At 43.2% G+C, this 23,036-nt stretch carries 16 protein-coding genes; 7 read left to right on the top strand and 9 right to left on the bottom strand.

Annotated features, from left to right (window positions below; genetic code table 11):
- Positions 1-191 precede the first annotated feature (191 nt).
- Together K1Y79_RS03530 and K1Y79_RS03525 are read left to right on the top strand one after the other, a co-directional pair.
- Positions 192-617, top strand: a complete 426-nt coding sequence (locus K1Y79_RS03530; protein ID WP_220248616.1) for a hypothetical protein — start codon at positions 192-194, stop codon at positions 615-617.
- 63 nt (positions 618-680) lie between these two features.
- On the top strand, positions 681-2,021 hold the full coding sequence (locus tag K1Y79_RS03525; protein WP_220248615.1) for a DEAD/DEAH box helicase: 1,341 nt from the start codon (positions 681-683) through the stop codon (positions 2,019-2,021).
- Between the two features lie 42 nt (positions 2,022-2,063).
- On the opposite strand, the gene K1Y79_RS03520 is transcribed toward K1Y79_RS03525, so the two are convergent.
- Both K1Y79_RS03520 and K1Y79_RS03515 read right to left on the bottom strand, forming a co-directional pair.
- Positions 2,064-4,328 (bottom strand): glycoside hydrolase family 2 protein, encoded by a 2,265-nt coding sequence (locus K1Y79_RS03520; RefSeq protein WP_220248614.1) that lies wholly within the window; start codon positions 4,326-4,328, stop codon positions 2,064-2,066.
- Between the two features lie 130 nt (positions 4,329-4,458).
- Positions 4,459-5,793, bottom strand: a complete 1,335-nt coding sequence (locus tag K1Y79_RS03515; protein WP_220248613.1) for an MBL fold metallo-hydrolase — start codon at positions 5,791-5,793, stop codon at positions 4,459-4,461.
- Positions 5,794-6,029: 236 nt separating this feature from the next.
- Here K1Y79_RS03515 and K1Y79_RS03510 point away from each other — a divergent pair, with 236 nt between their 5' ends.
- Entirely contained in the window at positions 6,030-7,349 is a 1,320-nt protein-coding gene (locus K1Y79_RS03510; protein WP_220248612.1) for a cytochrome ubiquinol oxidase subunit I, read from the top strand.
- A gap of 11 nt (positions 7,350-7,360) precedes the next feature.
- Positions 7,361-8,380 carry a cytochrome d ubiquinol oxidase subunit II gene (locus K1Y79_RS03505; protein WP_220248611.1) on the top strand — a complete coding sequence of 340 codons (1,020 nt, stop codon included), beginning with the start codon at positions 7,361-7,363 and terminating at the stop codon, positions 8,378-8,380.
- A gap of 88 nt (positions 8,381-8,468) precedes the next feature.
- Here K1Y79_RS03505 and K1Y79_RS03500 read toward each other — a convergent pair whose 3' ends face one another.
- Positions 8,469-8,891, bottom strand: coding sequence for an immunity 22 family protein (locus tag K1Y79_RS03500; RefSeq protein WP_220248610.1), 423 nt, complete (start codon positions 8,889-8,891; stop codon positions 8,469-8,471).
- Positions 8,892-9,671: 780 nt separating this feature from the next.
- Between K1Y79_RS03500 and K1Y79_RS03495 the strand changes: the two genes are divergently transcribed.
- Positions 9,672-11,066, top strand: coding sequence for a right-handed parallel beta-helix repeat-containing protein (locus K1Y79_RS03495; RefSeq protein ID WP_220248609.1), 1,395 nt, complete (start codon positions 9,672-9,674; stop codon positions 11,064-11,066).
- Between the two features lie 161 nt (positions 11,067-11,227).
- On the opposite strand, the gene K1Y79_RS03490 is transcribed toward K1Y79_RS03495, so the two are convergent.
- The 5 genes from K1Y79_RS03490 to K1Y79_RS03470 all read right to left on the bottom strand — a co-directional run bounded on the left by K1Y79_RS03490 (position 11,228) and on the right by K1Y79_RS03470 (position 21,250).
- Complete coding sequence (locus K1Y79_RS03490; RefSeq protein ID WP_220248608.1) at positions 11,228-12,574, bottom strand: DNA/RNA non-specific endonuclease; 1,347 nt, start codon at positions 12,572-12,574, stop codon at positions 11,228-11,230.
- A 395-nt stretch (positions 12,575-12,969) separates the two neighbouring features.
- A complete protein-coding gene (locus K1Y79_RS03485; RefSeq protein WP_220248607.1) occupies positions 12,970-17,517 on the bottom strand; it encodes a TonB-dependent receptor plug domain-containing protein in 4,548 nt (1,515 codons plus the stop codon).
- 4 nt (positions 17,518-17,521) lie between these two features.
- The gene (locus tag K1Y79_RS03480; protein WP_220248606.1) at positions 17,522-20,062 is read right to left on the bottom strand and encodes a SusC/RagA family TonB-linked outer membrane protein; all 2,541 of its coding nucleotides are present in this window, start codon (positions 20,060-20,062) and stop codon (positions 17,522-17,524) included.
- 306 nt (positions 20,063-20,368) lie between these two features.
- A complete protein-coding gene (locus K1Y79_RS03475; protein WP_220248605.1) occupies positions 20,369-20,980 on the bottom strand; it encodes a DUF4349 domain-containing protein in 612 nt (203 codons plus the stop codon).
- Positions 20,981-21,064: 84 nt separating this feature from the next.
- The gene (locus K1Y79_RS03470; protein WP_220248604.1) at positions 21,065-21,250 is read right to left on the bottom strand and encodes a hypothetical protein; all 186 of its coding nucleotides are present in this window, start codon (positions 21,248-21,250) and stop codon (positions 21,065-21,067) included.
- A gap of 109 nt (positions 21,251-21,359) precedes the next feature.
- Between K1Y79_RS03470 and K1Y79_RS03465 the strand changes: the two genes are divergently transcribed.
- Complete coding sequence (locus K1Y79_RS03465; RefSeq protein ID WP_220248603.1) at positions 21,360-21,641, top strand: hypothetical protein; 282 nt, start codon at positions 21,360-21,362, stop codon at positions 21,639-21,641.
- Here the strand turns inward: K1Y79_RS03465 and K1Y79_RS03460 are convergent, their stop codons facing one another.
- Positions 21,642-21,869: a hypothetical protein gene (locus K1Y79_RS03460; RefSeq protein ID WP_220248602.1), complete on the bottom strand. Its 228-nt coding sequence runs from the start codon at positions 21,867-21,869 to the stop codon at positions 21,642-21,644. It abuts the gene before it with no gap.
- Positions 21,870-21,934: 65 nt separating this feature from the next.
- On the opposite strand from K1Y79_RS03460, the gene K1Y79_RS03455 reads away from it, so the two are divergent.
- The gene (locus K1Y79_RS03455) at positions 21,935-23,017 is read left to right on the top strand and encodes a metallophosphoesterase (RefSeq protein ID WP_220248601.1); all 1,083 of its coding nucleotides are present in this window, start codon (positions 21,935-21,937) and stop codon (positions 23,015-23,017) included.
- The last annotated feature ends 19 nt before the right edge of the window (positions 23,018-23,036 follow it).

The following is a 23,036-nucleotide window of genomic DNA, read 5'->3' as shown; positions in this document are numbered from 1 at the left end:
TTTTCTTCATCGGAGATACCCTCGTAGTCTCCAGAATCGGGATAAGTTCTGCATAACTTGAGGATACTTTGGACTAAGATATATATACTTAAGTTTATATATTTGTGTCAAATATTTCCTTAATGGCATTCCGCGGGTTTCTTCCTTATATCGGCATTGTTGTGGGCTTTGGTATAATATATTGGTTAACAATGATGATCCCGAATAATATTCTTTATCTGGGTTTCAAGAGTACGCTGCTGGAAGCGGAAAGGAAGACTATTTACCAGGAACGTATATTCACCTATGGCCTTAGCCTTACCTTGCTGGTACTGAATCTGGCCGAGATGGTATCGTCCAGGGAGGATCGATACTGGTTGAGGATGACCAAGTCTCTGATGACAATTATATTCACTTATGCTGCCGGTGCAGTAGTATTCCTGGTGATGAACACCCAGGAATATAATATGTACCTGTATGCCCGTGATATTCCGGCAGGCATGTTCTGTTGTGTTACACTGGCAATGACGGCAGGGCTGCTGTTATTGTTGCAGCTTGTAAGCCGTCGTCTTCGCGCCCGGACAGATGCGGCATTTGTTCAGGAATACTTCCCCTCCTGGCTCCGGTTTGACAGTTAATGCACCTGGGGCAATGAATGTGCAGGATTAGCAGTACCTTTGCCGTTCATTTTTATCAGTATTATGACTTTTGAAGACTTAAACCTGAGCAGACCTTTACTGAATGCATTGGGTGATCTGGGCTATACAACGCCGACGATCATACAGCAAAAGGTGTTCTCAGTAGTGATGTCCGGGCAGGACGTATGCGGCATTGCCCAGACCGGTACGGGAAAGACTTTCGCCTATCTGTTGCCTTGTCTGCGACAGTTTAAATTCTCTAAGGAACGCTTTCCCCAGGTACTTATCATTGTGCCTACCCGTGAACTGGTAGTACAGGTGGTAGATGCCATAAAACAGCTGACGCCCTATATGAGCGTTGAAGTGGCCGGGTTTTATGGAGGAGTGAATATGAATCCTCAGATGGAAACCGCCTCCGGTAAACTGGACTTTGTAGTAGCAACACCAGGCCGTCTGGTGGATATAGTGCTGAGCGGTACGCTGAAGCTGAAAGCTATTAAAAGGATTGTTATTGATGAAATGGATGAGATGCTGAACCTGGGCTTTCGTCCGCAGGTAGAACGCATCCTCGATCTTTTACCTGTCAGAAGACAAAACCTGCTGTTTTCAGCGACTATCACAGACGACGTAGAAAAGCTGATTGAAACGCATTTCAACGCACCAGTTACCGTAGAAGCGGCTCCGGCTGGTACACCGTTGAAAAACATCAGCCAGCATGCCTATGATGTGCCTAACTTCCATACTAAGGTGAATCTCCTGCAGCTATTGCTGGCAAAAGACGCCTCAATGAACAAAGTACTGGTGTTTGTTGCAACCAAGGAGATGGCCAATGACCTGTATGAACAGCTGGAGTCTAAATTCCCTGAACAAGCCGGTGTTATTCACTCAAATAAAGCACAGAACCACCGTTTCAATACGGTTAATAAGTTCAAAGACGGTACCTACCGCTTCATTATAGCCACAGACATCATTGCCAGAGGTCTGGATATCGCAGAAGTATCGCATGTAATCAGTTTTGATACCCCGGAAGTACCCGAGAGCTATATGCACCGCATAGGTAGAACTGGTCGTGCGGATAAGGAAGGACAGTCTATTCTGTTCACCAAGCCTTGGGAAACAGAGAATAAGGACAGGATCGAAGCCCTGATGAATTATACAATATCGCTGTTACCATTACCGGAAGAACTGGAGATCTCTGAGGTGCTTACAGAAGATGAAAAGCCACAGGTGAAGATGAAGAACTTCCTGATTAAACTGCCAAGCCGGGAAGATGTCGGACCCGCGTTTCATGAGAAGCTGGCTAAGAACAGGAAGGTCAATGTGAAGATCTCTCACGCAGACAAAATGAAGAAGAAGTACGGCAAACCTAAGACCAGGGGCGCTAAACCAAAGAGAAAGAGATAATTAGTAACAGGGTGTATCTTTAGCAGGATACACCCTGTTTCATTATAAAATAGGCCATGTATGCAGGCCCTGTTGCATTTTACGCATGATAGCCTGGTATCCGGGTTGCTCTTCCACCGGAGATAAGACCACCGCTTTATCCATCCATTTTAAGGCCTCTTCTTTGTTACCCAGTTTATAAAGCAGGTTGGCATATGTACTCATAGTAAATGAGTTTCTCTCCATATCCACCGCTTTTTCCATCCACTTTAACGCCTGATTAAGCAGGTCCTTGTCATTGGTTCCCTCAAATATCTTTTTGGATATACCGGCTATTTTCGCAGGAGAGAAGCTGCTACCGCCATTATCCAGATAGGCGGTTAAGGTATCAGCCAGCAATTTGTAGTTACGGGTTTTCTTCACATCTGCATCCATCTCCAGCAATGCGAGGAATTGCCGGCGATGCGGGTCAGGAATGGTACTGGTATCTGCATTTTTGAAAGTCAGGCTGGATAACAGGCTTTTGCTGTATTCCTGCGGTGCAAAGGGGGCATGTATCTGCCTTAAAGTCTCCAGGGGTACTTTGATCACCTCACGGTCATAGGTGATCAGGCCGTTTTCTTCGATCTCTACATCAAAAGGCTCTGTATAGATAGAGCCGGATTGCCCGTCAGTTTCATATTGTTTCAGCTTTTTCACCATGGAGGAGTATTTGTCGGTCATTTCAGATGGGGTGATCTTTACATATCCCCATCCTGCCGCTGCGTTCCACTGGTGTCCTTTTACAGGTACGCCAACGCCTCCCCATTCACCTAATACGCGCGCTTTACCCGGTACCGCCGGAGCTATGCCTGGTCCCGGATAATCATGCACATCGGCCAGATGGCTGCCCGGCCATTTGCTGGTAACAGCCTGCGCACCTTCCTTATCATAGTTCTCTCCGGTGTGCCCGTTAATAAGTCTGGAGGGATCTTTTTTTCTGAACCAGTCCGTTAGCCGGGACTGGTCATAGCTATACCATCCTTCGTTGAACAATACCCAGCAGATGATAGAGGGATAGTTATACAGCTGCTGTACGTTGACAGCATTCTCTTTCTCGAAAGCTGCCTTTGCGGCGGATTCAAGACTGGCACAGGTGACCATATCCTGCCAGACCAGCATGCCCAGTTTATCTGCATGGTAATACCAACGCGCAGGCTCTATCTTGATATGCTTACGAATAGTATTAAAACCCATACTTTTTATGGCTGCGATATCGAATTTAAGTGCTTCATCAGTAGGGGCAGTATAGATGCCATCCGGCCAGAATCCCTGGTCCAGTACACCCAGGTTATAGGTATAGCGATTATTCAGGAAAATCCGTTCCTGGCCTTTTTCGTCTTTTTTTATTTCGACCTTCCGCATGCCGAAGTAAGATGTTACTTCATCTCTCACTGCACCGTCTTTTATTAATTTTACAGAAAGGTCGTACAGGAATGGATCTTCTGGATTCCATAAGTGCGCATCCCGTATTGGGATCTTCAGTGCCTGGTTTGCGGGTCCTTTTACAGCGCCGTTCATCTTGCCATCTGCACTTGCCGCTGCTTCAATGGTGTAATTGCCGGCACCAGAAGTATGCACGGTCAGCGAAAGATATCCGCCATCGGTATCGGGCGTAAGTATGAGGTCTGTAATATGAACAGGAGGTACCGTTTCCAGCCATACCGTTTGCCAGATACCTGTTGTGGCAGTATAACGGATACCTTTAGGGGCCAATACTTGTTTGCCATGTGGATTAGGCCCCTGATCTGTAGGGTCATATACATCTACCAGCAGTTCGTTGTCGCCGTCCTGTAGTAGCGTAGTGATGTCAAAGGTGAAGTGCTGATAGCCGCCAGTATGTTCGCCTGCTTTCTTGCCGTTTACATAGATCTTGGTCTGCCAGTCTACCGCTCCGAAGTGAAGCAGTACCTTTTCGCCTTCGCTGACTGCCGGTTTGGGAAAGCTGCGTTTGTACCATAGCCGTTGTGTGGGTAAGACTGGCTTTTTAACTCCGGATAAAGCCGATTCTACAGCAAAAGGTACCAATATGGTACCATCAAAGGTGGCGGGAGCTGTGGCCTCTTTCGGTGTAATGGCATACTGCCAGCGTCCGTTAAGGTTGCTCCATTGCTGACGTACCATTTGAGGGCGGGGGTATTCAGGTAGTACGTTATCAGGGGAGACGTCTTTCGCCCAGCGGGTTTGTATGGCCACAGGCTGCATCTGCCAGTCGGACTGGCTATAGGCTTCAGCAGCCATAGCGGAGCATAGGGCCGATAGCAGGAGGGTTTTTGCAGAATGTTTCATTGTAAAGTGCAGGTGGTTTAAGTCCGGCAATATAAACGTCCGTCCGGTAATGCTGCAGCAGTGGAGGGTTTAATTGCCGGTATCATCCATACCTCGTGGTTGCACTACAATGAGTAAGGTAACATCAGGTTCAGAATTGCCTGATATGCTCGCCGATGTCCATTATGGCCAGATTATCTGGTAATGCAGCCTCCAGGATGCTGCTGGCAGCCGCACTACGGTAGCCGCCGGCACAATGGACCGCAATGGGCTTGTCCAAAGGAATCTCTTTCAGCCGGAAGCGCAGCTCATGCAGGGGTATATTGATAGCATGGTCAAATATGCGGTGTTTATCTACCTCGGGGGTATTCCGTACATCAATAATTGTAAATTCATTTAGATGGTCACGGAAATACAGGGGGTCGAATGGTGTTTGTTGTTCGCTGCCAGTTTGTGTAACCAGGCCTGCTTTAATAAATGCTTCATACCCGATACTGGCGGCACGCTCCATTGCTTCGTGGAGTTTGTCACTTGTACCGGCCAGTAGGTAGAAGGGTTCCTCCGGAGGAAGGATAGCCCCAAGCCACGTCTCAAACTTGCCTTGTAGCATAATGTTGAAGGAGCCAGGTAAGTGTCCTTCCCTGAAACTAGCAGCGTCCCTGGTATCGATGACTATTTCATCAGGAATGAAGTCTGCCGGAGGCGTAATTACACCAATGGCAGATAAAGATGCTTTCAGTGCCGGAGCGCCTTTTAAGTTTACTGCCACATCATAGGGGAAGTATTGAGGAACAAACGGCTGATCTTTCAGCAATTTGTCTATGAAGGCTGTTTTTTCCATTGGCTGTAGTGACCAGTTGGACTGTTTTTCTTCACCGATTGTGGATTGACTGGCATCCCGCAGGTCTTTGCCACAAAGAGTACCTGCGCCATGTGCAGGATAGACAATGACATGATCTTCCATTAGCAGGAGTTTGTCGCGTAGGGAATGGTACATTTGTGCGGCAAGTGTTTCCTTTAACCCTTGTTCTTGTGCGCCATTCTCCCTAAGGTCAGGTCTTCCACAGTCACCTATGAATAGTGTATCGCCGGTAAATACAGCATAATCTTTTCCTTCGTTGTTCAACAGGATTGAGATGCTATCAGGCGAGTGGCCGGGAGTATTGATGGCTGTCAGGATAATACCAGAAAGGTCAATGGTTTGTCCGTCGTCAAATGCCTGATGTGTATAAGAGGCCTTACTAAGCGCCGAACAATAGATGGGAGCCCCCGTCAGCTCATGTAATTCCACATGGCTGCTGATGAAATCAGCATGTGGATGGGTTTCAATGATACCTGTGATTGTGGCATTATTCGCGGCTGCATAGTCCAGGTAGGGTTGTGGATCGCGGGCCGGGTCAATCAGTATAATAGTGGCAGCTTCTTCATGTAGTATTGAGTATGAATATTGGGAAAGCGGCTTATCTTCAAACTGTTTAACTTTCATGTGTTTGGTTTTAGTGATCGATAAGGACGGATGGTACCAGATAGAGCAAATATTGGTCCGGGAGAAAGGATAGTCAGGGAGATAATGCCGGAAAGAGGTCAGTATGGAGGTCATGCTTTTGCATATGGGAAGCATTATAAGAGCTATGGCCCGATTTTATATTTATATGACTGAAATGATATTTGTCATAGTCACCTGTGGGGTATTTAGTAGCTTTGAGGCGTAAATTGGATTGCATGAATGATTTCATAGCCGCCAGATCGCAGATGGCATTGTCTTTGGGCTTTCATATCGTATTCTCATGTATTGGTATGGTAATGCCCTTTTTTATGGCAGTTGCGCATTTCTACTGGCTGAGAACGAATGACGTAGTATACAGGAATATCACTAAAGCCTGGAGTAAGGGAGTAGCTATTTTCTTTGCTACAGGGGCCGTATCGGGAACAGTTTTGTCATTTGAACTGGGATTGCTGTGGCCGGAGTTTATGAAGCACGCTGGTCCTATCTTTGGGATGCCGTTCTCGTTGGAAGGGACTGCCTTTTTCATAGAGGCGATTGCGTTGGGTTTCTTCTTGTACGGGTGGGGTAGATTTAATCGCTGGTTTCATTGGTTTACCGGCGTAGTAGTGGGTGTCAGCGGGTTGGTGTCGGGAATACTGGTAGTAGCGGCGAATGCCTGGATGAATAGTCCGGCGGGCTTTGATTATGTAAACGGGCAATATCTCAACATAGATCCAATCAAGGCGATGTTTAATGATGCGTGGTTCTCACAGGCGTTGCATATGTGTATAGCTGCATTTGTAGCTACCGGCTTTGCAGTTGCCGGCATACATGCGCTCATGATATTGAAGAAAAAGAATGTACGTTTTCATACGCAGTCGTTTAGAATTGCAGCTGTATTTGCCTGTGTTGCTGCATTGCTGCAACCGTTAAGCGGAGATATCTCTGCCAAAGATGTTGCTAAGAGACAGCCGGCAAAGCTGGCTGCTATGGAGGCCCATTTCCATACTGAAGCTGCTGCTCCGTTAATACTGGGAGGAATCCCAGATACTGACGCCAAAGAGGTAAAGTATGCAGTGAAATTACCAGGAATGCTGAGTTTTATGGTACATAGCAATTTCCAGACCCCTGTTAACGGATTGGATAAGATACCTGAACAGGACCAGCCACCAATAGCTATCACACATTATGCTTTCCAGGTGATGGTAGGACTGGGAATGCTAATGCTGTTGATTTCATTCTTTTACTTTATCGCCATCTGGAAGAAGCGCGAGTGGATGCAGCAGAAATGGTTCCTGCGTGCGTTTGTACTGGCTACGCCGATGGGCTTTATAGCGGTAGAAGCAGGGTGGACGGTCACAGAGGTAGGCAGGCAGCCATGGATTATCAACGGTATCATGCGCACTGCCGATGCTGTAACGCCTATGCCTGGTATTGCTTATTCTTTTTACATCTTCACAGCAGTATACATCTCTTTATCATTGATAGTAACCTTCCTGCTATATAGGCAGATCAAAATGGTAGGTAAACTATATGATGTATCACCCTCAGTTTAAAATCGAGTATCATGATCTATGTAGTGATTGCATATTTATGGGCAGCAATTCTGCTTTATATTTTATTGGGCGGTGCTGATTTTGGGGCAGGTATTATTGAGTTGTTCACTTCTGCGAAAAACAAGCAATATACACGTACAACGATGTATCAGGCCATAGGCCCTGTATGGGAAGCTAACCATATGTGGCTTATTATCGCGATTGTGGTACTATTTGTAGGTTTTCCACAGATATATACAACAGTATCCACTCATCTGCATATACCACTTGTTATTATGCTGTTTGGTATTATCGCAAGAGGGACCGCATTTACCTTCAGGAATTATGATGCTGTGGTAGACAGTATGCAAAAGGTCTACAACCGGATATTTGTGTATTCTAGCTTTGTAACACCCTTCTTTCTGGGAGTGATTGCTGCAAGTGCAGTATCGGGCAGGATTGATACAGGAGCCCCGGATTTCCTATCAGCATACGTATTTAGCTGGTTGAACTGGTTTTCAGTAACAGTTGGGTTTTTTACAGTGGCTATCTGTGGTTATCTGGCTGCGATATTTATTATCGGGGAAACAAAGGATGACACCAGTCGGATACGTTTTATACGTAAGGCTAAACAGATGAATGTGGCAGCTGTGATTTTCGGTGGATTGGTATTTGTTGCGGCTAATGCAGAGGGTATTCCGCTGGACAAATGGTTGTTTGATAATGTGGTGGGTGTTGTCGCATTGGTTGCAGCTTTGCTTTCACTAATGGTATTGTGGTACCTGTTATTGAGTAAAGGTAAGGTATATATTATACGCGTATTGGCTGGCTTTCAGGTCACAATGATTCTCCTGGCTATAACATTAAGACATTATCCCAATATTGTGATTCTGAAAGGAGGTAAATACCTCTCCCTGATGGAGCATGCCGGGCAGGAGAAGACAATCTATTCTTTGGCAATGGCGTTATTGCTGGGAAGCATACTTATTCTTCCGGCTCTATTCTACCTGATTTATAGTTTTCAGAAAGATAAGGGGCATTGGGAACACTAATTGAATACAGGATTTTATAAAGAAAGACGGGCTTACATCATATAAGCCCGTCTTTCTTTGTATCTGCTATACTGCGTTAGGACACTGATTATTGATCGCCAATCTCAAATTTAATTGTCCCGATAAAACTGAAGGGTACTTGTTTATGTGGCGTGTTAGCCAGCGAGAAGATATGTTCATTGATAGTTCCATACACATCTTGCTTTCCATATAAGAAGATGATAGTATTATTATCGTATAGTGTATCGTGATTAATCATTGTTGTAAGATCGTCTTTAAAATAGTCACTAAATGACACACCATCCACGATCTCCTCGGGATTCATTTCATGATTAAAGGATGTATGTTCAAGAAAGTCAATATCAAAGTGTGCCAGGCCTACGGCGTTGCCAAAGTTAGATTGTCTGCGGCCATCTTCATCATACCTGATCATAAGATAATCTTCCAGGTCTTTATCATGGTTAAAATTTGCCAGCCAAACTGCAACAACATATTGTGCTTTCGTCGTCATATTAAGTTGTTTTGCTGAATAAAAAGGTACTAAGCACTCACGGCTTAATACCCACAGTTATATTGTAGTGCTTGCAAAAACGGTTCCATATGTATTACAAATTGATTGTGATTTGTTTGTGCTTATTTCTATACATAAATTTCAATTGGTGTTCCTCGTTTAGATACCACAGTTGTTAATTTTTCCTTTTTAAAAGGTAGTAGAAATGTTAAATGATGACGCGTTGACTTTGCAGATAATGCTACCAATTTTACCCGGGCTGGTTATATAAGCTTATCAGTTATGCATTAATTATTTAACTATATAACCTTTTACGTTAGCATCATCGTTTAAAATTTATACTCCCAATCATTCTTCTAAATAGCTTTTTCATATATGTTCTTTCCGTTATGAAACGACGTTATTTCATTTTGTCAGCTCAGGATTATTTTAAGAATAATTAACACATTATATAATTTTATGTATATTTAATTTGTATATTAGATACTGATTTTCTGATCGTTGGAGCGAAAAAAAACTTTTATTCCACACATAATATTTTAACTTCGCTCCCGTTTTGGAGAAAGTAATATTTGTATTTATTAGATAACTTTTAAAAAAAAGGGGGTATCATTATAATTAAATGGGCATAGCGAAGAATATATGCCAAAATTTAGAGAAAAACTTTTGAGCCTAGCAACATTAAGGGAATTTTAATATTTAAAACCATATCACTAGCCGCTTGCAAACAAAACTATGCAAGAATGGCGGCTTGCCTGACCATAACATTATCGAAGAACCATGAAATTTAGACATGACTACCGCCGGCATGCAGTAATTGCCGCAGCTACAATCCTATCTTTTATTGTGGGATGTAAAAAAGAAGCAGACGAGAGTATTGATAAGACCATCGAGAATGCAGAAGCAAGTGCCGTAACAACAGGCAGGACATTTACCTTAGGACCAGACGCTAACGGACGATTAATTATAGACAACAAGAACGGTACTTACAAACCTGGGGACATTATCTATCTGAAAGGTAACTTTAAAGCAGTACAAATTTCAAACATGAGCGGAGCACGTACCGCGCCTATCAGGATCCAAAACGCCGCAGGTACTGTCGCTACCTTCGGAGATCCATCCTGGAATGGCGGTTCGTATCCAAGCGCTCTTTCTTTTTCCAATTGTCATTTCATCAAGCTGGGTAGTCCAAACGGCAAGAACTATTTTGTAATTAACGGTTCTACTACAGCTGCCAGAGAAGCTTATTTTAACATCCACCTCGGTAAGCATACCGATAACTTCGAGGTGTTCAACATTACCATGAACAATGGGGGTACCGGTATCGTAGCTAAAACAGAACCAGTAAAGGGAGATGCGTCAACCGTATATCCAAACTCTACAATGTACAATCTCACTATCCATGGTCTTACAATTAACAATACCAGGAACGAGGCTATGTACATCGGTCATACTGCTACTTACTGGGATTTGACATCAGGCATCCCTTATTATGGTAACACTGCTGGAATGACTGCTGGCCACCAGTACGTACAGCCACTCAAATGGTACAATGTTAAAATCTTCAGTAACGTCGTGTCAAACAGTGGTCTTGATGGTATCCAGACCGCCGCTATCGACAAACTTGAAGTTTACTGGAACACTGTTACTAATTGGGCAACTCAACGTAACTCAGGCCACAATGGCGGTATTCTTATCGGCGGCCGTACTACTAACACTAATACATTTGGAAACGTAGTACGTAATGGCTGGGGCGAGATGTTACAGTTTTATGGCTCCGGCACTGGCCACATCGTTCATAATAACCTGTTTGCTGACAACGAAAGTGATGGTGTTAGTATGAGAGGTGCTAGTGGTGCAAGCGTACAGTTTACCAATAACACCATTGCAAACGTAAAAGGTAACACCCTGCGTATCAATGGTTACGGCGGACAAACCGGCAGAAACATCATCAACAATAATGTGTTCATTGCTCCGTTGAAAGGCACAGGTACCATTTATCCAAAATACTATGTCTATCTTGAAAATGGCGCTGTAGCAACCGAAGGCACAGGATCACTGGCAAATTTCAAATTTGCGACAGTATCATCTTCCGGAACGTCTTCTAGCAATCTTTACCAAATCGTTAACACGCAGCTCACCAGTGGACTGAGAGTAGGTTTCGTAAAGCCATAATCAACATCGACTAACAATCATGAATCAGGAATTAGTCTACTAGTATCTTATTCAACAAAGAAGCGGTCCGTATCTCATGATACGGACCGCTTCTTTGTATATCGTTCGCCTTTGCATTGCGTCCGCCGCGTGCTTCCTGACTTACCTAACCTCTAATCGGCTTACTCATTATCTATTTTCGCTTCGATTACCTTCTGTACGTCAAGAGGTAGTGCTGATAATAGATCGTATCCTGTTGCTTCCTCAATAGCATCCACAGTTGTCAGATATTTCTTCCAATCACTATTAATACTGTTAATATTAGGCGTATTTACTGCGATTACCCGCGTTGATTTTGTAATGCGGCTCAGGTCATTATCATCTTCAGGCAGTACCACAATGACCTTCCATATGTTTGAAGGGACTGTTACTCGACCATTATCAATACTCCTTGTTGTACTACCATTGCTACCAGTGCCGCCTGTACCGTAACTTCCCATTATAATATACACTTCATTCCCGGCGTTAATCAGTGAACGAGTATACATTTCCAGATTGTTCCATGTCTTCTGATTGTTGTTTGGTGCTTGTGGAATCATATTTGTCATCAGGAATGTAGATGAATTAGCTGCTACAGAAGCAGACCTGTCGCCCGAGGGACAGTTATGCCCTCTATCAAAACCGCTACCTTGATAACTCGCTGAAGTTACCTGGTACCAACCTGCAGGAAGTGCCGTATTAGGTCTAAAATCATCCTGACGTCGAGCATTGCCAATATCGTTGCTGCCTACGTGCCAGCTGATCCAGTTGGGAATCCCCCTGGTTCTGCTATAGGACACTGCATAGTATGTCTGATCAATCAGATAGTTGGTAGGAGAGGTAACATTAGCTACGGCACCGCTCGGATTTCCCAACAATAAATGTTTACTTTCTTCCGTTGCTCCATTATCTGAATTGTAGATACTAATATTATCGATATTCAGACGGTTACTTGCGCCAGATATTTTGCGTATAGAAAGTCGAATATTGCCTGCTGCATTTACAGTGAAGCTAGCTGTCTTCATTGAACCGGACGTACTCGTCAGTGTTGCGCCTGTCTGCTTATAACTACTACCATTATCAGTAGAAATCCATAACTGCCAGGTACTTCCGCCATCGGTACCATAGGCGGCATGTGAAATATTTACTGTATTAACTCCCGTAGTGTTGAAGTTCATAGTGATGCTACCAGTATTCCTGATGCGTGCCGAAGCTGCGCCGACCTTTATGTCATTAGACAAATTACCAATGAGTGCATCGTCGAAATGCCAGCTGCCTGTACCAAGTGTCACATTCCCTGATGCATAGGCAGACTTGGTTCCTGTTTCAAAACCTTCGGGAAACGCTACCGTCTTAGCAGTCACATTTTTCTCTATACCCTTCGCCGGTGATGTAGGAGTCTTTGTTGCCTTGTCTTTCTTACAAGATGTAGTAAAAATTAAAAGAGAAAGGGCTACGATACAGTGTAGCCTCAAATTGAGGGCTCTCATATAATTTAGGATTTATTAGTTCGGTTTAGATATACAGTCTTCAATAGACGGTTATTTCAATATTGATTTTTAAGAAAATAGTATTAGTTAAAGAAATGCTAAAACATTTTAAGTGGTATATGTGGGCGGTATTCCTGCTCATTTGAAAAAAAATAATTCGACACAACAAGCGTTACAGCAACTTATATAATCTGTCCTCATATATAATTAGAAGCATAAATGGTATAGGTTATCTCTTTTTTTCTGTGGTGTCAGCATAGTAATCAATAATTATTTTACTCGGTGTAAAGATATAAATATTGCCGGTATATACGATTACGTTAAAGTATGAGTGAAACGGAAGCGGCCACCCGTTGAAACGGGTAGCCGCATATCATTATTACATTACAACAGTATTATTTTTCTATAGTTATTTCGGTTCCTGCATTCCAGTGTTTAAATTCAGGAGTATAATAGAGGTAGGTTGTACTGGCTTTACCTTTGTATTTCCCTGCTATTTCAGCCTTTAGGTCAAGGTGTACCTGTTTCGCTTCCTGTGGTGCAAATCCCATCCAATACAAAACCAGATAATTGTCGAAGATCTCGTAGAACGCAATCTGACCCTTCTCCATAATTTCCTTTAATTGCCAGGGCTGTACGGTTAGCCCGGCGGGTATCCCTATCTTAGCAATAGTCATCGGTTGAAGGATATCCTGTGAGTTAGTAACTTGTATCTGCATCCTGACTGTTTCGCCCACGGTTACGCTAATTTCTGATAATTTGGTAGCCAGTTTCATTTCCGCTTTTGGATCGCTAGGTGGCAACGAAGTATAATAAGACAGTTCAAGCTGATAGGGAACATTGGACTTTTCGTCTTTGTAGCTGATGGAGAACTTGTTGTCACCTTCTCTGATATTGCTGATACTTCCTATCAGGGCCTGACCTTCGTAAATTGCCTTATTATTGATCAGGATATTCAATTGAGAAGCATCTATTGATGTTCCTACCAGTTTCTCATAAGCTACAAGTGCCTGTAACGCCAGCACTGTTGCTTGTGTCGAACCATAGCCGTAATAGCTTTTTTCTGCAAGTATGCGTGATATAATACCCGAAATCTCAGCAATATCCGGTGATGATTGTCTCATAAGCGCCATTGCATATAATGCCATTGTTTCAATACGCAGAGAGTTGGCTCTGGAGTTAACCACTGTTGTAGATGACTGTAGTTTCGCATTCTTTGCTGCCTGCAGGAGCTTTCGGAAATCTTCTGTCGCGCCCATGTTATGTGCTGCAAGTGCCATCATCGACAATTCATACGTGTCATTGCTTTCCAGCACTTTGGCGACTGCTGTCTTATATTCAAATTGTATCTCTTCCTTGATACCTGCTTGCGTCAAAGCATATACAATATAGATATTGGCCAGTTTATCAGGTACAGAGGCAAATGCATCATATCCCCGCTGACGGATTCTAAATGTCCCTTTGCCATCTCTGCGGCTAAGCAGGAATTTTCTGGTGCGTTCAAGCATTGCTTTATCCACAGCTACAAATTCCATCATATCTGTAAATTCCATCAGCCCATAAGCAGTCAAAGCTTCGTGCGGAGGTGTATTGCCAAACCACTCAAATCCGTGCTCTGTTGTCTCGTATCCGATTAGCCGCTTATAACCGGCGTTAATATATTCCAGTGCACGCTGTTCAACAGCAATATTTTGTACGCCTTTTGCACGAAGATATTTTAGAATGAAGATATTGGGATATGTACTGGACGAAGTCTGTTCAAAGCAACCGTGCGGCTCTCTTAACATAGATGCTATATCGTTCAGTAGCTGTCCTTCGAGAGACCTGAATACCTTCAGATCTGTTACTAATGTTCCCTCCATCATATTACTGATAGTAAAGGTTTTTTCCAGGGACCGGTTACCTGCAATGGTAGTAATAACGGGGAAGCCATTAGCGGTAATTTTAACTGGTAAAGACAGCTGCTCCGTATGTTTACCATTGGTAACCGAGAAAGTAAATTTACCTTCTGCCGGTTTGAAAGCTTTCGCCGTTATTAGTATCTGAACTGTGCTATCAGCGGGGACAGTTATAGAGTCAGGATACTTTTCCAGTAACATGCCTTCGATCATAGCGATCTTTATTTTCGCCTGCATTGGCTGCTGAGTATTATTTCTAATCACGAGCGGCATGCTTACCAGGTCGCCGGTGGTCAGGTACGGTGGAATTTTTACATCAATATTCCAAGGGGAGCGCACGGAGTATGTCAGCTCTGCTCTGCCTGGTTTTCCGTTATAACTGATACCTTCCGAAATAGCACGAAACGTTGTAGTCGCATCTGAGTTATAAAATTCAATGGTGGCCTCTCCTTGGTTATTCGTATGTATGATAGGATTCCAGTAGATAGTCTCCCGGAAATCAGTCCGCTCTTTCGTCTCTGGCGAAAGATACTTAGGAGCATAGAAACGTGCTGCGACTGTAAAGGTGCTGTTTTGTTGCTGAACAGCTTCTGATGCATAGTAATAAGTTGGTTCAAGATTAATGATTGACTTGATATAGCTGTTGCGGACTGACGTAATCAATATTACGCCATGAGTACCCCGACTGCCGAATAGGGCTGTTGCAGATGCGTCTTTGAGTACCTCTATTGAATGGATATCAGCAGAATTAATATTCTCCAATCGCTCAATAGGGATGCCATCCAATATAATCAGTGGTTGATCTCCTGAAATACTATTCATTCCCCTGATTTTTACTGTGGCTTGGCCATTTCCTGTATTTTTGGTAATCCCTATTCCTGCAACGGATCCTTGCAATGCGACCAGAGGATCATTGGCTGGAATCATCTGGTTAGCCTCAATTATTGCAACAGAAGATAATAGTTTTTTTTTCGACTCGCTATAGTATCCAGTCACCACAACTTCCTGAAGGCCATTTGGATCGAAATTACTCAGGTTGAAGTCCTTGATAATAGCATTTTCAGCTTTTTCTTTACTGACATTCGCAGGTTTATCTATTGTTTCCTTCAATGCTAGCATTGGTCGTGGCAATGCATCTTCATTGTCAAACGGATCTCTTATATTTCTTACCGGTCTGGGTACATATTCTGTTCCCTGCTTCGCCAATTTCAGCTTTATTTTTTGTTTACGATGTTCTGAGCGGGCAATGAGATGATAATTCAAAGCTGGATTGATATCACCGAAGAAGAATACGCCATCTTCTCCTGTGCTATGCTCAATTACCTTTCCATTACTGAACTGACCGGCTTGCATGCTACTTAGCAGGTAGACCTTCGCCTTTACTGGTTGATTATCCTCATTTAACACTATACCTGTAACAACATTATTGAGATCAGGGTGATATTTAGGCTTACCCGTTTTTTCAATATGATCAATATAATCGAAATAACGGTATCCATGGGTCAGCATCACCAGGTCAAGTGCAGGAAGTGCCGTTTTCTCATCGTGTTTAAAATAGAACTGGGGTTCTTCTATCTTTCCATGCAGCTCTGAACTCATTAACAGCCAGGATAAAATATGATCCTGCTTATCGTCTGCCAAAGACCAGAGTTTATCGTCTACTACTGTAAGCGATAAGTTAGATGCAAGCGGTTGGCCATTCTCATCTTGTGTTTTTATCCGTAGTTTTACTTTCTCCCTTGGCTGATAATAAGTTTTGTCTGCTGTGATCTTCACATTAAGCACCCTGTCTGTGTGCAGGAAGACAAGTCTCTCCGCCAGTGGCAAGCGCTGTTCTGTGGTAAGTGTAAATTTAGCAATACCAGCCGGAAAATCTGTTGGGTCAATGGTTACCAGTTGCCGGCCTTTCCGCAGCGTAAGCTCCTTGCGAAAATAGGTTTGATGTCTGCTGCTACCGATCAGCCTTACTTTCGCATCTCTCGTTGTTGAAATGTCCAGCTCTAATAGCTGTCCTTTTTTGCGGATGTTCATCACTACACCTTGCGCAGCTGCGGTTGGCAGATCATATGCCTGTGTGATCCCAGTTGGTAATGACAATTTAGCCTTATAAAGCTTGCCGGCTTCAGGTGTTAAATTAAACTGTCCCATTCCATCATGATAGCTGTTGAATGTTGTAATTACGTTGTTTCGTTGGTCAAGTATCTGCCCCTTTACATCTACCGGCTTACCAAATTCGTTAAGAGCTTTAAAGGCAATATTAGTGGGCAGACCGTTCACTAGCGTTCCGCCTTCCGGCATAAACTGTAAGTCAATCTTGTTAAGTGTGATAGGAATGCTTCTGGATATCGCTTCAGTATAACCGCCGAAAACGACATTGATATTTAACAGTCCATCATTGGTGGCCAACCCTGCTGGTAACCGGAATCTAACGTTTGCTTTTCCGTGGATATCAGTTTTAAATTTATTGCTTTCTATCAGCTGACCTCCAACTGATACAGTAAACTTACATTCATAATTGCCAACAGGTAGGTCGTTAAGAGAGGAACGCATTGAGTACATGGCGGTAACTTCATCTCCCGGTCCATATCCTTTACGGGGAAAGTCCAGCTTCATCAAGACTCTCGGAGCAATCACCTTTTGCAGCGTAATATCTTTGCTGAACCAGGTAGCATCTTTTTCATTCATCATCCATGCAGTATAAGCACGGATCTTGTAAATACCGCCATTTGCATCATTGCTGAAATGATAGGATCCCTCTGCTGCGCCATCTTCAATGTGGTAATGCTGTTTTTCAACTATGGCTCCCGACGGACTTACAATCTCCACATATACTACGTTGCTTAGTACAGATATGTATTGCGTCCTTGCATTGACGAGGTATATCTTGTAGAAAAGATCTTCTCCTGGTTTCAGGAATATATGATTCGTCTGTATATAGATCTTCTCTTTATTGTTGTTATAGTCTGCCAGTTGCGCCATAGTCCTGCCGCCAAATATCAGGAATGTAAGAATCAGTAGTGAACAGTATTGTATATATCGGATCATCGTATTAGAATTGATAGGTAACATTGAATCCATATGTTTTCATTGCCAGAAGATTAAAGAAGTCCAGGCCTGACGTATTAGCCTGATCAAACAATAGCTGCTCTGTGTCTGCGCCTTTATACGGGGACCATAAAAGGATATTATTTACATATGTGGCAAATGTCAGCCGTTGCTTACCTTTATTTAAATCCTGTCTATAGCTGAGATGGATAGTATTAAACCTGAGATAGTCCGCCTTTTGCACATAAGCTTCTGTTACGCCTGTTAAACCATATCTCGTCCATCTGTTAGATGTAACAGGCTTTGACGGATCATAGAAGGTAACAGGCGTCTCATTGCGATGGCCATCTGCTGTTATTCCTTCAAATACATAACTACTGACATTTCTTTGTTCTCCACTTACGGCTGACCTACCATAATAATCCAGCACTGCCTGTGTGCCGTTCCAAGTCTGTCCGCCTTTTTTCCACTCCAGATCTGTTTGTAGTGATAGATTTTTCCAATGAAAGCTTTCGCCTAGTTTCAAGACGAAGTCAGGTATAGGATTTCCGATAACCCGCTGGCTATTATCTACCAGCGGAAATCCGTCCGGGCCGATAATGATATTCCCGGCATTATCCCGCTGGTAACTGCTGCCAGTGATCACTCCCAATGGTTGTCCTTCTATGAGCGTTTTGTGTACATTACGGAAGCCTGCTATAGGGGTATAGTTGTATCCATCATGCACCTTGATAACAGCTGTTCTATAAGTATGGAAACTTAGGATAGTACTAGTGTTGAAAGCTTTCGTTCCTCTCATCCAACCTTCCTGAATAGTCACTTCAATACCACTTGTTCTGACATTCGCCATGTTTTTTAACAGCAATTTACCATCTTGGTATTGCGGAAAGATGTCGTCGTTAATGCTTTTTATATATCCATCAACGTCTAAGGAGAATGCACTTCTGTAAATCAATGTCAGGTGATTACTCCATTCTCTGTTGCGTATAGGTTTTAGCTCATCATAAGATGCGATTTCTCGCGTAGGCCGGTAATGTTGGCTTTGATCAGTAGTATATTGGAGCAGGTTAGTATATGCTAGTGACCTGTTAATTGGTAATTCACTATTGACCGTGTGATAGTTAGATGTGACTTTTAATAGTACGGGCATGTTAAGCAACCTGTCGAATATGACTCCAGCTTCCAAAGCAGGTAGGAAAAAGCTGCTACGGGTGATGGTGTTTGACATATATGCATTGTTACCTGCATTTAGTGAGGCTGTAAAATTATTCTTCCAATACTTATTATGCATGACCAACGACATGTCGTGACTGGACCGGTTATACCGGTAATTTGTATTGTCTGATTGATAATTGATACGTGTATTGCTATTACCGTATGAATACTTGTATTTGATCTCTGAGCTGAAATGATTGCCGGCATACTGAATATCCCTGGTTACGTCTGCTTGCAATAAGTAGTTCAGATCTTTCTGGCGTCTGTCGGTATACATGCCTTCCGGCCACCCAGCAGTGCCCCGTGTATAACTTTCCCTATTACGCTCTGATATGTTCTGCAATGCCTGAGATACGCTGGCGCTGTAAGCCCCTTTTTTAGCGTTTAACGTCAGGCTTCCATTTTGTTCAGACCATTTGTAACTATTATCTGCATGTAATAGAAAGAAAGGATTATCTGCCTTGTCGCTAAAGCTTCTCTGCATATTCTGGTAAGTAGATCCCTGTTCATTGTCAAAAGAAACGGGGGTGAGCATCGCATACTGATATGTCCTGTTCAGCAGGCCGTTTCTGTTACCATGGGTGCGGGTATCATCTTTATAGATATAATTGCCGGTGATAGTCAGCCACTTCCAATGAGTACCTATTTCACCACGCAAATTATTCATGACACTTTTGTTTTCCCTGATAATAGATTTCTCATCTTTCCGTCCAAGGGTAAAATCAAAGTTCCAATTACGTTTCCCATACCGAAATAATTCTGAGCGTACAGAAAGATTATGACTATGCACTACTGCTGCTCTTAAAATATCATTTGGGTAATTATCTGCTGCCCTTCCATTTCCTGTTCCTGAAGGTACCAGCTTTCCATGCTGATCGAATGGATAAGAACTGCCATCATATTCAAGCGAAGACAATGCTGGCCCGTAACTGAATAATTCTCCTGTTTCTGCTCCTCTCCAAGCGGGCGCACCGTTTACCGGACTTCCCTGCACATAGGTATCCTGAAGCTTTGGCAGCCGGTTATGCGTTTTTAGTTCGATTGTGCCGCTATAGATTGTACCGATGGTGATGTAGCGGGTCAAAGAAGGGGATATCTGTAAGTTATCGGCAGTCACCTTCATTCGGCTTATTGGTATACCCGGGGTAAACTGTCCTTTTAGCTTCAATATTGTATTGCGTTTGTATGCTAATGAATCTACCGGGTCAATGGTACTTCTTAATTTCCTCAGCTGCTCTGCATAATCCTTCGACAGGACCGGATCTACGCTGCTGTAAACCTGTGCAGACACCAGGGTGGGTAAAAGCAGAAGGAGTAAAATGTACTTCAAGGTATCAGTTTTAGGTACTTAAATATAGATTATCTTTCGGTCGATCTTCCACGCCTATGATGCAGGCATTTTACCGATTCCATAAAACTTTTAAGGTTTTTTTCAATTTGTTGATTATTATGATTTTATATAAGTACAAAGCCCGGCGCAGGCGATGAACCTGTCCGGGCGTGTGAGTATAGGGATATCAGTCAGCAACGTATTCTTACCGGCATAGGTATATCATGCAGTAATAGTTACAGCTTATAATATATTTAACCATAAAAGGCAGTGACTGATGTTGGGGCTTTGTGCAGTTAAGAGATGTTATAGTTGATTTATAGGCGTCGGCACTTTTTTACGCCATACTTTCCGGTATATCAGCATACCAATTGTTAATAATAGCAGATAAGGCCAGCAGGCAACTAGAATTATTACCAGCTTGCTGAAACTCTCCAGTCCAGTGCGCAGCGATTGTAATACCTCAGTACCAAAGCCTGCAAGAATAACCTTTTCCGGATTTACAATGATCTGCTGATCTGCCATTTGCGGCTGGTACAGCTGAACGGTAAATGTAGCATAATGTACATCATCAAGAATAGCCATATTGGCAATCCTGCGGTTTGTTTCAGCATCATATTTTTTATCCTGATAAGTTGCAACACTAACGGTTGTAGCCTGTTTTGAAGGTTGAATTGCAACTGGTGGCGGACCATCGTTTTTCAGGGCATTGGAAAGATAAGAAAGTGTTTTATCCTCATCTTTCATAATACGGGACTCTATAAACGTAGACATAGACGTTAGCATACTTACTACAGAATCAAGCTTTGCTGCCGGTACACGTACTGTAACAGTAGCGGTAGGAATATACAGCTGTATTCGCTTCAGTGAGTCTGCAGAATATGGAATATCTTTTATGCCCATAGATTCGTTCTGCATAACACTTTCTGAAACAATGCCATTTACACCTGTAACTACTCTTTCTAAAGTAGATACTGTATTAAATACATTACCTACACGGCATCATACATCAGCAGTCTTCACTCTCTTTCGTGAGGGAGAGTTCAATGCTGTGATATCATTGGAAAAGGTGGTGGAATCTGTTGCCTCAGTTACTACATCATCTGAGGTAGCCCGGTGACCTGATCCGGCGGAGCATGCAACAGCCAGCAGCGCCATTGGTGCCAGGTAAGATAGGGAAACGCGCATATTGTGTTGTTTACATTTTATACCGGTAATGCAAAAAAGGTAACCCTATATGAAATGTTAAAAGAACTGGAATTTTTTTTGCGGGGGATTATAGCAGTAAACTACTTTTATGGTAAGAGTATATTTTAATCCTGATTATACTTTAGGCTTTCCGTTAACAGGAGAGGAGGTGAAAATTGAGAATCTGCAACATATTGCGGATGTAGAGGCGACAGATTTGAGGGAAGCATTTGAGATCTGTCAGAATATGGATATTCCCTGGACGGGCCGGCCAGAGGTTACGCCCAATGCTATTGTGGTCAATGGTACCCGCTCTGTGGCCCCGGGTGATGTACTTGAACTGGACGGAGAATGGTTCCTGGTTGGTCCGGCGGATTTCCAACGTATATGATTACATGGTTTCCAGTTCAATCAGTTGGCCGATCTCTTTCGCACGTGGAGTTGCCTGTTCACCTTCATACCAGTTCTCAGTACCATTTTCATCTGTTTTAACGGTAATATTAAGGTGTCCGTCTTCTCCTGTTACGTAAACAAGGAATGAACGTTTTCCATTGGTGTTGTCTACATCCACCCGGGTATCTTCACCGTGGTATTTTATATAGATAGTTTGAGGGTTCATAAATTTTTATTTTATTTATCTTCCTGAAATATTATGCCAGAACATCGGCAACCTTAGCATTAAATATGATGACATTCCTGCGTAACCTGGTAATACGGCTGGCGAATCACTTTTCATCCAGGCCTGATCGGCAACTTATATTCGACTCACTCTCTCAGCTTCTTCGTCAGATTCAGAACGGCAAAAAGGAGAAAGGGCTTGTCCTTAATTACGATTATGAAAAGGCATCCATCATCATATTCTCCGATCAGCACAAAGGGGGCCGCGACGGCTCAGACGATTTTATGCTGGCAGAGACTACCTATCTGGCTGCCTTGCGGCATTACTATGATAATGGATTTACACTGATCAATCTTGGCGACTGTGAAGAGTTATGGGAGAATACACCATCTGTAGTAATTGAAAAGAACAGAGCATCCTTACTGGAAGAAGCGCTTTTCCTCCAACAGCAACGTTACTACCGCATATTCGGCAATCATGACCTTGAATGGAATTATCAGGTGCCGCGCGACCAGTATCTTAAACCGTTGTTTGGTAAGGAATTGAAGGTATACGAAGGGCTGGTGCTGAATATGAACTACAAAAATAGCATTCATAGTATCTTCCTGGCCCATGGTCACCAGGGAGACAAGCATAGTGACGGTAATGCCTTCAGCAAATGGTTTGTTGCTGCCATCTGGACACCTGTTCAGCGCTGGCTGAATATACGGTTAGATACGATATCTGATAGCTTCGATCTTGTGGATAAACACAATATCATCATGTATGAATGGAGTCAGCAGTATAAGAAAACAATGCTTATCTCCGGCCATACCCATAAACCGGTCTTCGCTTCGATGGATCATATAGACCGGCTAACCAAAGAATTACAGAAGGCTGTTCAGCTGAAAGATGAGACGCGCATTGAGACATTGAAGGCCTCACTTGACAAAAGGAAAGCGGAGTATGTCGGGAAAGAGTTTGTCAAGACAATGGTCAGTCCCAGTTATTATAACACAGGCTGCTGTTGTTTCAGCGATGGAGATATCAGCGGGATAGAAATCTCTGAAGGATATATCCGCCTGATCAAATGGGAGCTGGAAGGAAAAAATGTCAGCAGGCGGGTGCTGGAAGAAGCGCAGCTCGAGTATGTGTTTGATAATTTATAACAGCCGGATGATATCAGCA

Source organism: Chitinophaga rhizophila, assembly GCF_019492185.1.
Taxonomy (GTDB): domain Bacteria; phylum Bacteroidota; class Bacteroidia; order Chitinophagales; family Chitinophagaceae; genus Chitinophaga; species Chitinophaga rhizophila.
Note: the sequence above shows the minus strand (reverse complement) of the source record. Positions and strands in the feature narration are given on the sequence as shown.